Genomic DNA, 14,510 nt, shown 5'->3' on the forward strand with positions numbered 1-14,510 from the left:
CGCGGCTCGCCGAAGCCCTCTGGCGTCCATGTTGGCGGTCGATCTACCCCCGAGGCTGCCCGCGCCCGCCAGGGCGGACGGTATTCCGGCGGAGTAATTGGGGCGACGATGGCAATCGTTACTCTGAGGCGTCGGCAACATGCGCGCTTTCATAGCATCAACTCCCGTGCCACCTCGGCAGGCCACCGTGTGTTCGCCCATGAAGACACGCCGGGTGGCCTCTAAGGTGATGCCACCCCCGGCGTCCGTCAATCGAATATTCCCGGAGCAGGCTTTTCAGAAATCGGCGACCTTGCCCCAAGCGCCCATTTTCAGACGCTCCGGCCTGTAGGGACGCGGATCGACGATCGGCTCGCTGCCGGTGATGATGTCGGCAATCATATGTCCCGCGCCAGGACCAATCCCGAAACCATGACCGCTGAATCCGGCCGCGAGGATAAAGCCTGGAATCGCCTCCACTTCACCGATTGCGGGAACGCCATCCGGTGTGCTGTCGATATAGCCGGCCCAGACATTGGAGATTGCGACGCGCCGAAGCTCGGGCAGCAATTCGCAAGCTCTTTGATGAGTCGCCCGAATCTGCCGCATGTCGGGGCGGGGGTTGAGTGTCCGGTTCAGCTCCATCGGGGTCACCTCACCGAGCGCCCATTTCGCCAGGGATTCGTGACCATGGCGGATGCCCTCGAATGCGCCAGGGGCGAGACTGCGCCAGCGGCGAGCGAACATCGGTACGAATTCGCGGCCGAACCTGAATTGCTGCGGCGTTGGATCGACTCGCGCGCGCCCGCTAATTGCCAGCGTGTACCCGCCGCTGCTGCGCCGCGTAAGTGACACGAGCGCAGTGTGCAGGGCATCGGGCAGACCGGCTGCGCCTGGAGCCGTCGCGAGAATGGATTGGCGAACGGAAGCCTGCGGGAAGCGAATGCCGAGCTGGTTGCAGAAAGAAGAAGCCCACGCCCCTCCTGCCATGACCACCGTCTTCGTCCGGATAGTGCCCAGTTCGGTCACCACGCCGCTCACCCGGCCGGCACTGAGTTCTACGCCGCGAGCGGCGCAGTGCTGGTGCACCGTGCCGCCAGCCGTCATGATCGCACGCGCGGCGACGGGCACAGCCTTCGAAGGGTCCGCCGTTCCGTCGGTTGGCGAGAAGACGCCGCCTTTCCATTTACGGCCCGTCGCTTTGCCTCTCTCGCTCGCTTCTTCCGTGCTCAACATGTGCGTCGTAACGCCGACCGTCCTTGCAAAATCGCGCCAGTTCGCCCAGCCGGTCAGCTCTTTCTCGTCGTTCGACAGATAGAGAAGCCCGCAGCGGCGGAAACCGGTGTCTTCCCCGGTCTCCTGTGCTACTCTCTCCCAGAGATCGAGACTCTTGGTGGCGATCGGTAGCTCGCGTGCATCGCGATTCTGTTGACGACACCATCCCCAGTTGCGGCTGGACTGCTCGGCGGCGACACGCCCCTTTTCGAGCAAGGAGACCTTAACGCCGCGGCGGGCAAGATAGTAGGCCGTGAACACGCCCACCACGCCGCCGCCAATGACGACGACGTCAGCCTCTCGAGGCAGAGACTGACCGGATTCGATATGCATCAGTGGCGCGCTCATCGAGCGAGGACTCCGGCGTTTGAGGTATCGTACCGAGCTTCCGCGGATGCGCCTTGCCGAGTTTTCTGGCCAGACGGAATATCCTGCGGTTTGCTACCTTCATTACAAGCTTTTGTTGCGAGAACAGATCGCTCGCACCGTAACTCAGAGGCAGAGACCAGGCATATGCTCTCCGCAATCAGATCGGCGTCAGTCGAGAATGAGGGCGTGCAGCGATGAACGAGCATGCAGGCTGTCTTCGAGCCCACCGGGTCCTTGCCGCGGGGGCGGAAAGTGCCAAGCTGACGAACTTTACGGACAAGCGTGCGGGGGGTTCTCGTCAGCCGCGGACGTATCGGGCGCGCGTCCCCTGGTTGATGCTGGAGGCAGCGCAGGGCAGAGCGAAATGCCAAATCGGACTTCCTTTTCAGAAGTTCCTGCCGCCCGCGTGCCGCGTTTCGGCGACTCTGGGAGGACCGAAGCGGCCAAACTCGTGAGCATCAAGCAAGAATCTCGATCAATGCGTCGAGGATCATAATGGGAGCCATCGACATGGGCCTTGCCGAGGAACTGACCTTAGCGAAAGCCGTCACGCCTCTCATGGCGTTCCGCTACACAAGCTTCGATGTCGCAGGTACGATGATCGATTTCGAGAGCGTGACTGAGGATGGACCTTCCCTCATCGCGGCCGAGGCTGGGCAGTTCACCAAGCCGACGATCAGTTTCGCTCACTGACGGGGTTGGCGAACGCGGGCAACGCCGCGTCTTGAGCGGCACAGCTCTTGCTCGTCGAGCATAGAGGTCAGAATCCATGTCGCAGCTTCCGACCGGGGAATGCCAGTATGAACGGCGAGTTCTCGACCTGTCCGATCGCGCAGCCAAAAGCGTCCGAAGTCTCAATTCGCAGCAGGATGTCCCGATGCCGTTGAAAGGGAAGGATACTCTGATGGCCTCTAGCATCCAGGCTGCAGACTCCCAGGACGTGGCGCTCTCGGTGCGCGACCTTTGCGTAAGCCTGCCGGGAGGGATGGAGCGGGCCTTTGCCGTCGAGAATATCTCCTTCGATCTGAAGCGCGGCCAGATCTTGTGCATCATTGGAGAATCCGGCTCGGGAAAGTCGGTCACGGCCAACGCGATCATGGGACTTCTGCCCAAGGTGATCCGGGTTTCCTCTGGCGCAATCCACCTCGACGGAAGGAACATCGCGGGTCTGCCTGCCGACAAGCTGCGCGGCCTGCGCGGACGGGTCGTGTCAATGATCTTTCAGGACCCGCTTTCAGCGCTCAATCCGTTGATGACGGTGGGTGCGCAGATCGACGAAGCCATGGCGGCGCATGGCGTCGGCACACCGAAATCCCGCCGCAGCCGCGCGATCGAGTTGCTGACCGAAGTGGGTCTGCCCGATGTGCAGCTCATGTATCATCAGTATCCGTTCCGGCTTTCGGGTGGTCAGCGACAGCGCGTGATGATCGCGATAGCCCTGGCGCTCGAGCCCGCGATCTTGATCGCAGACGAGCCGACAACCGCACTCGACGTGACCACCCAGGCGCAGATCCTGAAGCTGATCCGCGACATTCAGCGCCGCAAGGGAATGAGCGTCATGTTCATCACGCACGATTTTGGGGTGGTGGCCGAGATCGCCGACAGCGTCGTGGTGATGGAGAAAGGCCATGTCGTCGAGCAGGGCAGCGCCGTTCAGGTTCTAAAATCCCCCAACCATCCTTACACGCGGCGGCTCATCGCGGCCGTCCCACATCTGACAGGCAAGGACCGGATTCCTCTGGAAGCTGCCGGGAAGGCGCCGATCCTGCAGGTTAACGGTTTGGTGAAAACCTATCGCAGCGGCGCCAAATGGTTCGGCGCCACGCGGACTGTGCCGGCGGTGAACGACGTATCGTTCGACCTGGCACCTGGGCGGACGCTCGGCGTCGTCGGCGAAAGCGGCTCCGGCAAGTCGTCGCTAGGGCGGCTTTTGATCAAACTGATGGACAGTGACGGTGGCCGCATTCTGTTCGAGGGCCGCGACATTGCCGGGCTTTCTGAAGCCGGGTTCCGCCCACTGCGGCCGCGGATCCAGATGATCTTTCAAGATCCTTTCGCCTCCCTCAACCCGCGCTCGACGATCGGTCATATCCTCACTGTGGGCCCGGTCGCGCATGGAAAGCCCTATGCGCAAGCACGCGAAGAGGCCCGGGGACTGCTATCCCATGTCGGTTTGGATGCTGGCGCCTTTGGCCGCTATCCGCACGAGTTCTCCGGTGGGCAACGCCAACGCATCGGCATTGCCCGGGCGCTGATGTTCAAACCGACGCTGCTGATTGCCGATGAAGCGGTTTCAGCGCTTGACGTGTCGATCCAGGCCCAGATCTTGAAACTGCTGGATCAGATCCAGCGGGAGACCGGTGTCTCAATGATCTTCATCACCCACGATCTGCGGGTGGCCAGCCAGATCTGCGACGAGATCGCCGTGATGCAGCGCGGGCGAATCGTCGAACGCGGACCGCCCTCGCAGATCTTCCTGAACCCGAAATCATCCTACACGCGCGAACTGGTGGCGGCGATTCCTGGAGAGCAGCCGGAACACGCCCGCCAGGCTTCGACAAATCGATGAGAGTAATGACGGATACCGCCACACGGAGGAAATCATGACCAAGCATTCCAAATCTGCATCCAACTACTCGCGACGCGACACATTGCGAATGATGGCCTTGGGCGGGGCTGCCGGCATCTTCGCGCCCAATCTGTTGACCGAGCCTGCCTTCGGCCAAAAGGCTCCCCGAACTCCCAAGGGCCGGATTGTCGTCGGGCTCTCGCAAGAACCCACGGTCTTCAATCCGCTGATGGCGCATATCGAGGTCGATGACGGCGTGCATTTCTCGCTCTTCGACGCGCTCTTCCGGATCGATCCCAAAGGCGTTATCCAGCCGAACCTCGCGGTGGAGGTGCCGACGCAGAAGAACGGCGGTATTTCCGAGGACGGTCTGAAATGGCGGATTCGCTTGCGCGACGATGTCCGTTGGCACGACGACAAGCCTTTCACGGCCGAAGACGTGAAATTCACCCTCGAACTCATCACGAAGCCGAACTTCCGCAGTTGGCGTACAACGGGCCACTCGTTGGTGCGCGACATCACCGTGGTCTCGCCTGTCGAGATTACATGGCGGATGGAGCAGGCTTTCGCACCGTACCTGTCGTTCCTGACCGAAACCTTCATGGTGCCGAAGCACATCCTGGAGAAGGAAGCTGATCCGAACAATGCCGCCTTCAACCAGACGCCAATCGGTACCGGTGCGTTCAAGTGGGGCACCCGCGTTCCGGGCGACCGTATCGAGCTTCTCGCCAACTCGAACTATTTCGGTGAAGGTCCTCATATCGAGCGGCTGATCTTCAAATACATTCCCGATCTCACCGTCCTGTACACCCAATTCAAGAGCGGTGACGTGGACATCGTGGGCCAGTCGTACATCACCCCCGATCATTACCAGGAAGCTCGCAAGCTGCCGAACCGGGTGGTGACGCTGGAGCCCAAATCTTCATTCGAGTCTCTTTACCTGAATGTCGAGCGCCCGCAGTTCAAGGAACTGCAGGTCCGCCAGGCGCTTTATGCGGCGATCGACAAGAAGGCGATTATCGAAGGACTCTATTACGGCGTGCCGACTCCGACCGAGACCTTCATGCCGCGGCAGTCTTTCTATCATAACCCGGGCCTGCCGTTGCATGAGTTCAACGTCAAGCGGGCGCAGCAGATCCTCGACGCGGCCGGCTGGGCGCCAGGACGGGACAAGATCCGAGTAAAAGACGGTGTGCGTCTGTCCTTCACCAACTCGACCACGTCAGGCGACCCCCTTCGCGAGCAGGTGCAGCAGTATCTGCAGCAGACGTTTGCAGAGATCGGCGTCGAGATGACCATCTCCAACCTTCCCGCCGCGGTGATGTGGGGCGAGTACTGGCAACGATCGCGTTTCGATTCGGTGATCGTCGGCAGCACTTACTTGATCGGCGCAGACCCGGACGTCACCAACCGCTTACATTCGCTTTCGATCGGTAACAAGGGCGGCCGCGGCTCAAACAACGCGCAGTACGTCAATCCGGAGGTCGACGCTCTATTGGAGAAAGGTAGCCGCACCTTCGATCCGGAAGCCCGGCGCGCTATTTACTTCCGCGTACAAGAACTGGTCCGGCATGACCTGCCCTTGCTGCCGCTTTATCAGAACGTTTCCGTGCAGGGGCACAAGAAGGGGATTCAAGGTGCGGTGTCCAACGGCAACACGCGCACCGAATCCTGGAATGCCGGCGCCTGGTCCTGGGCGAGCTGATATTCGCGGCCGCCGCCCGTCTGCCGAAAACCAGTTGGGGCGGCAACCTACTACTGAATTTCTCATGCTACAGGAGGAAAGGCCGGATGCGTGGATTTCTGCTGAATCGCCTCTCACAGAGCCTCGCGCTGCTGGTGATCGTCTCGATCATCGGCTTCACCATTCTGAGTCTTATTCCAGGCGGCCCCCTGTCGCAATTTGCGCGGGATCCGGGCATGACCCAACAGGATATCGAGCGGCTGGCGGAACAGTTGGGATTGAACAGGCCGCTATGGATCCAGTACTTCGACTGGGCATGGCGCCTTGTGCAGGGCGACTGGGGCCGCTCCTTGCGCGACGGCACGTACGTGCTGTCGGTGATCGGCCGGCATCTCTTTGCCACCTTCCTGCTGATGGGTACCTCGACGGTGATCGCGATCGCCATCGGTACCTGGATTGGCATCCGTGGCGCCACCCACCGTTATTCGCTGTTTGACTATCTGGCAACGATCGGCGCCATGGTCGCGCTATCGATCCCGACCTTCTGGTTCGGGCTGGTCGGGATCTACGTCTTCACCCTGAAGCTGGGTTGGGTGCCTGCCGGGAACATGTACACTATCGGCGACGGCTCCGTTCTGGATTACCTGCACCATCTGATCCTGCCAAGCGTGGTGCTGTCGCTCGTCCATGTCGCGATCTGGAGCCGCTACATGCGGACGGCGACGCTGGACGCCATTAGCCAGGACTTCGTCAAAACTGCCCGCGCCAAGGGCGTGAGCGAGCGCCGAATTCTCTTGAAACATGTTGTCGGCAACGCACTCCTGCCAATGATCACGCTTGCAGGCGTGCAGCTGCCCAGCATTCTAACGGGTGCATTGGTGACCGAGACGGTCTTTACCTGGCCAGGAATGGGACGGCTGTTTCTCGACAGCCTCGGTTACAGCGACTACCCGGTCGTGATGGGGTTGCTGATGTTCTCCGCCATCCTGGTCATTCTCGGAAACCTGATCGCCGACATCGTCGTCGCTATCGTCGACCCGCGCATTCGTCTGGGCTGAAAAGACAGGAGCCAACTGATATGACCGCTCTCGCCGTAAGCGCAGCTCCAAGCCGATGGTGGCATAGCCGCGCGGTACTCCGCTTCATCAACCACCGCCTGGCGCTGCTAGGTCTGGCAATGATCACGCTGCTGACGCTGGCGTGCGTCCTGGGCCCCTATCTGTTGCCATATGACTCGCTCTACATTGACTTGCGCGCCCGCTTCGCGCCTCCGATGACCGGACATCATTATCTTGGCACCGATCCGCTGGGGCGCGACCTGGCGGCTCGACTGTTAATGGCAGGCCGGATCTCGTTGCTGGTGGGATTCTCGGCGATGCTGTTGTCGATAGTGATCGGAGCACTCGTCGGCGTGATCGCAGGCTATCGTGGCGGCTGGATCGGCGCAGTCCTGATGCGTACAGTTGATGGCTTCCTCTCCTTTCCGTCGATCTTTCTCGTGCTGGCGCTGGCTGCAGCATTGCGGCCCAGCCCCATCATGATCACGATTATCATCGCCATTACCAAATGGATGGAAGTTGCTCGCATCGTCGAGGCTGAGGTTCGCTCGTTACGCGAGCGCGAGTTTGTCCAGGCCGGTCGGATGCTGGGGCTGAGCGGAACGCACATCATGTTCAGGGAGATCTTGCCCAACGCTATGGGTCCGATCATCGTGGCCGCCAGTTTGACGGTCGCCCGTGCGATACTTCTGGAAGCGTATATCAGCTTCCTCGGTTATGGGATCCAGCCTCCGCTTCCCAGCTGGGGCAACATGCTGAACGGCGCCCAGCAGTATCTGGCCAGCGCTCCCTGGCTCGCCATCATTCCCGGCGCCGCGATTACGATCGCGGTGACAAGCTTCAATTTCATCGGCGACGGGCTGCGCGATGCGCTCGACGTCCGAGACGACCACATTTGAGTCGGCAATCCCGGGCCGCGCTCTAACACGAGAAGTCAGCTACATGCACGAGCCGAGACTCGCCGAGAAGGACACGCCCTACTGGTGGGAGGCCTCACCGCTAAAACCGCTGCCTCAACAGCCATTGCCCAGGAAACTCGACGTGCTGATCGTGGGCGCGGGCTATGCCGGCCTTTCGGCCGGGTTGGTGCTGGCGCGCGAGGGCCGCTCGGTTGCGGCCTTTGATGCAATGGACCCGGGTGAGGGGGCTTCGACGCGCAACGGTGGAATAACCAGCGCAAGCATACGACCTGATTACGCGACGATTTCCCGGCGCTTCGGCGCGGACAAGGCGCTGGCGATCGAGGCGGAAGGCAAGCTCGCGCGCGAATTCCTGTACGATTTCATCAGGACGGAACGGCTCGAATGCGACTTTCAGCTGGTTGGACAGTTCAAAAGTGCGTTCGGATATGAACAATACGAAACGATGGCGCGCAGCGCTGACGCGCTCGCGAAGAAACTGCGGATCGAGTCTCACGCGGTTCCGTATGCCGAGCAGCGCAACTACATCGGCACCGATTTTTACCGTGGTGGCACGGTCCGGATGGATATCGGTGGGCTACACCCGGCGAAGTTTCACGCTGAACTCCTTCGCGTGGCGCTCGCTTCGGGTATGGTGGTCCATGCGCGCACGCCGGTCATCTCAATCGAGAGGGATGGCTCCGGATTCCGCGTCGTGACCTCGGCCGGATCGGTACAGGCGCGTCAGGTGCTGGTTTGTACGAATGGCTACACCGACGGCGCGGTACCCTTCCTGCGCCGCAGGCTGGTCCCGGTTCGCAGCCGGATCATTGCAACCGAAGAGCTCGCGCCTGAAGTCATGGCGCGGCTGATGCCAAAGCGCTTGATGATGACGGAGAACCGCCAGGTCGGCTTCTATTACCGACCTTCGCCCGACGGCAAACGTATCCTGTTAGGGGGGCGCGACAGCTCTCGTGTAGGCAACCCGGCGGCTCCGAAGCTCCTTCTGCGCAAGGGGCTGATGAACCTTTTTCCGGAACTGGAGAAGGTCCGCCTTTCGCACAGCTGGTTCGGCAATGTGGCGATGAATCGCGACATGCTCCCGCGCATCTTCGAAAAGGACGGTGTGGTCTATGCCACCGGGTTCTGCGGCTCAGGCGTCGTCTGGGCGCCGTGGATCGGAATGCATGCGGCCCACAAGCTGATGGGACACGACGAGGCGGCACGCACCGCCTTTGACTTCCGTCCGCCGGCTTCCATCCCGCTCTATCGTGGCGATCCCTGGTTCATGCCCGCCATCATCTGGGGATATCGGATGCAGGATCGGTTCGCGCAGTGGCGCGACCGTCGCTGACGGCACATCGTCTGTTCTGATGCATCATCAATGAAATCCTGTGCCGTACTTTGCTTCAGTCTGATTGCGTAATGCTGTCGGACCCAAGATACGCTGCAGCTCGTGTGAGCATCGTCAAATGGATCTCGCCGCGTCAGGCACTGGCGATTAGTCCGGCAACCCAAGCAAGAGACGTCGACGCATCATGGCAACCGCAGCTACCCAGGCCGGAGATCGCGAGAATGAAGACGCGGCCCTGGTCCCTTTCGCGAGATCGCATCTGGAAGGTGCCCTGAAGCTCTCGCAGGAGATGTCTTGGCCGTACCTGCTCAAGGATTGGGAATTTGCGCTGCAGCTTGGCAGCGGTTTCGTGGTCACGAGCAAAGGTTCTGTGGTGGGGACCGCGCTCTGGTGGCCTTACGGCGACACCCATGCTTCCGCCGGAATGATCATCGTCTCGAAAGCCGTTCAGGGACGCGGTTACGGGGCCCGGCTGATGGACGCGCTGCTCGCGGCGGCACGACCACGGATCATCACGCTGAATTCGACGACCGAAGGCCTTGCGCTTTACGCACGCCGCGGCTTCGCCAGCATCGGCATGCTGCACCAGCATCACGGCATTCCCAGCCAGCGCCGCGACATGCCGCCGCTCGTCGACGTCAGAACGATGGTTCCATCGGACTTCGGGGCGATCGTGGGTCTCGATCGCGAGGCCACCGGATGGACGAGGCGCGAGATGCTGAGCCGGCTGATCGAGGTCGGCGACGGCTATGTCCTCTTGCGTGACGGCATACCCCGCGGCTACGCCATTTCCCGTCTCTTCGGCCGTGGGCATGTCATCGGTCCCGTGGTCGCCGAAAGCCCGACCGATGCGCGCGCATTGATCGAGGCCGCGCTCGCGCCGCTGGGAAGAGTTTTCGTCCGGGTCGATACCTCTACGACCTCGCAACTCGGGGAGTGGCTCGAAGGCATCGGGCTGCAGCAGGTCGGCGACGCCACCACCATGGTCCTTGGGACGCAGATGCCATCGACCGGACCGGCGCGCACGTTCGCGCTCGCCAACCAGTCATTCGGCTAGGAGACATCAGGATGCCGCGCGTAGAGATGCATATCCCGAATGCCGGACCCGGCGAGGCGGCCGCGACGGTCGGCGCGCTGGCGACGCCGGCCCTCCTGCTCGACAAGGACCGGCTGGATCGCAATCTCGCCCGTCTGTCCTCCCGTATGGCCGCGCGAGGCGTCGTGCTGCGGCCCCACATGAAGACGGCGAAATCCATCGAAGTCGCCCGGCGCGCCTGTCCGTCCGGGCCCGGGCCGATCACCGTCTCCACCTTGGCGGAGGCGGAGTACTTCGCGAGTTTCGGTTTCCGTGACATGACTTATGCCGTGGGCGTGGCACCGCACACCGCTGAGAGGGCGATGCGTCTCCGGAAAGCCGGCGTCGACCTCAAGGTGCTGCTCGATTCGTCCGAACAGGCGAAGATCCTGGGCGAGGCTGGCCGCGCCGCGGCTGTGACGCCATCCGCCTTCATCGAGATCGACTGCGACGGCCACCGCGGCGGGCTGACCGCCACCGATCCCAGGCTCATGGCCGTCGCAGCCGCCTTGGCCGAGGCCGGCGTCAAGCTCGCGGGCATTCTCACCCATGCCGGCGAATCCTACAGCCTCTACACGCCCGCCACCCTTGTCGCGGCTGCAGAGAACGAAAGGGCCGTGGCTGTGGCCGCCGCGGAGACGCTGCGGGAGGCGGGGCATGAATGTTCAGTGGTGAGCGTCGGTTCGACGCCGACCGCCCATTTCGGCGAAGACCTGACCGGCGTCACGGAGATGCGGGCCGGTGTGTACATGTTCTTCGATCTGGTGATGCACGGTGTCGGTGTCTGCACCACTGACGACATCGCGATCTCGGTTCTCACCACCGTCATCGGAACGAAGCCGGAGAAGGGCTGGGTTTTGGTCGATGCGGGCTGGATGGCGCTGTCACGTGATCGCGGCACCGCCGCGCAGCGGATCGACCAGGGTTACGGTCTCGTCTGCGATCTGTCCGGCAAACTCTACCCGGACCTGATCGTCGCGCAGGCGAGCCAGGAGCACGGCATCCTCGCCATCAGATCCGGATCGGCTGCAACCCTGCCGGACCTGCCGATCGGTACGAAGGTCAGGATCCTGCCCAATCACGCCTGCGCGACGGCGTCACAGCACGAGCTGTACAATGTCGTCTCCGCGGGAAGCGACGTAATCGAAGCTCAGTGGCCGCGAATGCGCGGCTGGTAGGTTCTCAAACAGAGTTGCGCCGTCACGATTTGCGGATGCCCAGCATTCAGATAGCGAGAATCCGAGGTCGATATGAAGCTCACATCCTATTGGTTGGACACATCGGAGCCATTCAGGAGCGCCATCGCAGGACCGGTGCAAGGCACCTGCGACGTTGCGGTGATCGGCGGTGGCTTGACCGGTTCTTCGGCCGCTCTGGCTCTCGCCAAGAAGGGCGCGCGCGTCGTGCTCCTCGAAGCCGAGACGATCGGGCACGCGGCGTCCGGCCGGAACGGCGGCATGTGCAACAACGGGTTCGCCCAGGACTACGGCACGCTCTCGGCCAGGCTTGGCAAGGAAGTCGCCGATCGGCTCTATCGGGCCTTCGACGCCGGGGTCGATACGGTCGAGCGCCTGGTCGCGGAAGAGAAGATCGACTGCAGCTTCGCGCGCACCGGCAAGATCAAGCTCGCGGCCAAACCCGAGCACTATGACAAGCTGGCGCGCAGCCAGGAATTGCTCGCCGTCAGTGTCGATCCCGACACGACGATGGTGAGCCGTGCCGAACTGGCCGGCGAAGTCGGATCGGAGCGCTATTACGGCGGACTGATCTACCGCAAGAGCGCCGGCATGCATGTCGGACGCTTCGTCCGCGGTCTTGGGGAAGCGGCGGCGCGGCGCGGCGTCGAGATCCACGAGCGTACGCCGATGATGGGCCTGCGACCCGCTGCAGGTGGAGGCCACGAGATCGAGACACCGAAGGGCCGGCTTCGGGCCTCGCAGGTTCTGTTGGCGAGCGGCACCTCGCATACCGGACCGCTGGGTTGGATTCGACGGCGGATCGTGCCGGTGGGCGCCTTCCTGATCGTCACCGAGCCCTTGCCGATCGCGACGCTCGATCGGCTCCTGCCGCGGCGCCGAATGGCGGTCGATACGAAGAACCTGGTCAACTATTTCCGAACCACGCCTGACAACCGGCTGCTCTTCGGCGGCCGCGCCCGTTTCGCCATCTCCAACCCGGCCTCAGACGAGAAGAGCGGCGCGATCCTGCAGGCTGCGCTGCACGACGTCTTTCCCGAGCTTCGCGCCGTGCGCATCGACTATTGCTGGGGCGGGATGGTCGACATGACGCGCGACCGGCTGCCACGTGCCGGCGAACGCAATGGCATCTACTATTCCATGGGCTACAGCGGCCATGGCACCCAGATGTCGACCCTGATGGGGACGATCATGGCGGAAGTCATGGACGGGCGCACCGAGCTCAATCCCTGGAAGGACTTCACCTGGCCCGCCATTCCAGGTCATCTCGGTCCTCCCTGGTTCCTGCCGCTGGTCGGCGCATATTACCGGATCAAGGATCGCTTTCAATGACCTCGGCCGTTCGACACCTGATGGAAGCCGGCTTCCTCGGCAAATTCTACATCGACGGAGAATGGCGGGAGCCGCACGGATCGGCGACGGCTGTCGTCGTTAACCCGGCGACCGAGCAGCCGATCGCCGAAGTCGCTCTCGGCAATGACGAGGATGTCGAGTACGCGGTCGCCGCCGCCAGACAAGCCTTCGCCGGCTGGTCTCGCACGCCGGCTGCTGGGAGGGCGGCGCTGCTCGACCGGATCCATGGTTTGCTCCTCGAGCGGCTCGAGCTGTTCGCGCAGGCAATCACGAGCGAGATGGGAGCCGCCATCACTTACGCGCGCCGAGCCCAGGTGCCGCTGGCCGCCGAACACATCCGTGTCGCGCGCGACAATCTTGCGACCTATCCGTTCATCACTCCGCACGGCGGCACCGCGATCATGCGCGAGGCCATCGGCGTCTGCGGCCTCATCACCCCCTGGAACTGGCCTCTCTACCAGATCACAGCCAAGGTCGGTCCGGCGCTCGCGGCTGGCTGCACGGTGGTGTTGAAGCCGAGCGAATTGTCGCCCCTGAGCGCCTTGCTGTTCGCCGAGGTGGCAGATGATGCCGGGTGTCCGCCTGGTGTATTCAACCTAGTCAACGGAACAGGTCCAATCGTGGGGACCGGTCTGGCGTCACATCCCCAGGTGGACATGATCTCGATCACGGGCTCGACCCGTGCCGGGGTTCTCGTTGCGCAAGCGGCGGCGCCCACCGTCAAGCGCGTCGCCCAGGAACTCGGCGGCAAGTCACCGAACGTCATTTTGCCGGACGCCGAGCTGAACCGGGCCGTTCCACTCGGCGTCGGCGCTGCTTTCCGCAACCTCGGCCAATCCTGTAGTGCGCCCACACGTATGCTTGTGTCCCGCTCGCAGATGGCGGAGGTCGAAGTTCTCGCCGCGGCGGCTGCTTCTAAACTGGTGGTCGGCGATCCGCTCGCGGAAAGCACAACCCATGGTCCGATCGCCAACCGGCCGCAGTTCGAGCGCGTCCAGACCATGATTGGTGTCGGTCTGGAAGAAGACGCCAAGCTTGTCATCGGCGGACCGGGGCGGCCCGGCAACCTTCAGGTCGGCCTGTATGCGCGGCCGACGATCTTCTCGAATGTCCGTCGCGACATGAAGATTGCGCAGGAGGAGATCTTCGGCCCGGTGCTGTCGATCATTCCCTACGATACAGTGGAGGAGGCAGTCGAGATCGCCAACGACACTGTCTACGGCCTCGGCGCTCATGTGCAGGGCATGGATATGGAGACGGTACGGGCGGTCGCCGGGCGGATCCGGTCGGGTCAAGTCCATCTCAACTATCCGGACTGGGACCCGAACGCACCTTTTGGCGGGTACAAGCATTCCGGCAACGGCCGCGAATACGGCCTCGAGGGAATGGGGGAATATCTCGAGACCAAAGCCGTTCTCGGGTTTTACCGATGAAACGCCGCCTCTAGGGCGAGCCGTTCAAAACTAAGGTGCCGCATGTGGGCTCCCCACGATACTATCGCCATCCCACTCTATCGGGGCATTGCCTGGCTTATGGCGATCATCACTTAGCGCGGTCTGCAGGATTGCACTGTGTCGCGCCAGCGCTGACAGCATATCGTCTCATGTGCCGCTTCTTCAATGCAATACCGTGCCGGACTTCGCCTCAGTCTGATTGCGTAATGCCGTCGAACCCAAGATACGCTGCGGCCAGCGTCAAG

Annotated in this window: 11 protein-coding genes; 10 read left to right on the plus strand and 1 reads right to left on the minus strand. The window is 62.4% G+C overall.

Annotation, left to right across the window (positions count from 1 at the left end; genetic code table 11):
* Positions 1-276 precede the first annotated feature (276 nt).
* Positions 277-1,602 carry an FAD-binding oxidoreductase gene (locus tag JQ609_RS23850; protein WP_212275160.1) on the minus strand — a complete coding sequence of 442 codons (1,326 nt, stop codon included), beginning with the start codon at positions 1,600-1,602 and terminating at the stop codon, positions 277-279.
* A 516-nt stretch (positions 1,603-2,118) separates the two neighbouring features.
* On the opposite strand from JQ609_RS23850, the gene JQ609_RS23855 reads away from it, so the two are divergent.
* The 10 genes from JQ609_RS23855 to JQ609_RS23900 all read left to right on the plus strand — a co-directional run bounded on the left by JQ609_RS23855 (position 2,119) and on the right by JQ609_RS23900 (position 14,244).
* On the plus strand, positions 2,119-2,316 hold the full coding sequence (locus JQ609_RS23855; protein ID WP_212208372.1) for a hypothetical protein: 198 nt from the start codon (positions 2,119-2,121) through the stop codon (positions 2,314-2,316).
* Positions 2,317-2,527: 211 nt separating this feature from the next.
* Entirely contained in the window at positions 2,528-4,192 is a 1,665-nt protein-coding gene (locus tag JQ609_RS23860) for an ABC transporter ATP-binding protein (protein ID WP_212275178.1), read from the plus strand.
* A gap of 34 nt (positions 4,193-4,226) precedes the next feature.
* Entirely contained in the window at positions 4,227-5,897 is a 1,671-nt protein-coding gene (locus JQ609_RS23865; RefSeq protein WP_212275161.1) for a peptide ABC transporter substrate-binding protein, read from the plus strand.
* A gap of 86 nt (positions 5,898-5,983) precedes the next feature.
* Positions 5,984-6,934, plus strand: a complete 951-nt coding sequence (locus JQ609_RS23870) for an ABC transporter permease (RefSeq protein WP_212208374.1) — start codon at positions 5,984-5,986, stop codon at positions 6,932-6,934.
* A gap of 20 nt (positions 6,935-6,954) precedes the next feature.
* A complete protein-coding gene (locus JQ609_RS23875; protein ID WP_212208375.1) occupies positions 6,955-7,833 on the plus strand; it encodes an ABC transporter permease in 879 nt (292 codons plus the stop codon).
* 43 nt (positions 7,834-7,876) lie between these two features.
* Positions 7,877-9,187: an FAD-binding oxidoreductase gene (locus JQ609_RS23880; protein ID WP_212208376.1), complete on the plus strand. Its 1,311-nt coding sequence runs from the start codon at positions 7,877-7,879 to the stop codon at positions 9,185-9,187.
* A gap of 184 nt (positions 9,188-9,371) precedes the next feature.
* Complete coding sequence (locus tag JQ609_RS23885; protein WP_212208377.1) at positions 9,372-10,244, plus strand: GNAT family N-acetyltransferase; 873 nt, start codon at positions 9,372-9,374, stop codon at positions 10,242-10,244.
* A gap of 11 nt (positions 10,245-10,255) precedes the next feature.
* The gene (locus tag JQ609_RS23890; protein WP_249128339.1) at positions 10,256-11,440 is read left to right on the plus strand and encodes an alanine racemase; all 1,185 of its coding nucleotides are present in this window, start codon (positions 10,256-10,258) and stop codon (positions 11,438-11,440) included.
* A gap of 72 nt (positions 11,441-11,512) precedes the next feature.
* Positions 11,513-12,790: an FAD-binding oxidoreductase gene (locus tag JQ609_RS23895; protein WP_212208378.1), complete on the plus strand. Its 1,278-nt coding sequence runs from the start codon at positions 11,513-11,515 to the stop codon at positions 12,788-12,790.
* Entirely contained in the window at positions 12,787-14,244 is a 1,458-nt protein-coding gene (locus tag JQ609_RS23900) for an aldehyde dehydrogenase family protein (protein ID WP_212275162.1), read from the plus strand. Before JQ609_RS23895 ends, JQ609_RS23900 begins: the two co-directional genes overlap by 4 nt.
* Positions 14,245-14,510 lie beyond the last annotated feature (266 nt).

The organism is Bradyrhizobium sp. AUGA SZCCT0169 (genome assembly GCF_018130085.1).
Taxonomy (GTDB): Bacteria; Pseudomonadota; Alphaproteobacteria; order Rhizobiales; family Xanthobacteraceae; genus Bradyrhizobium.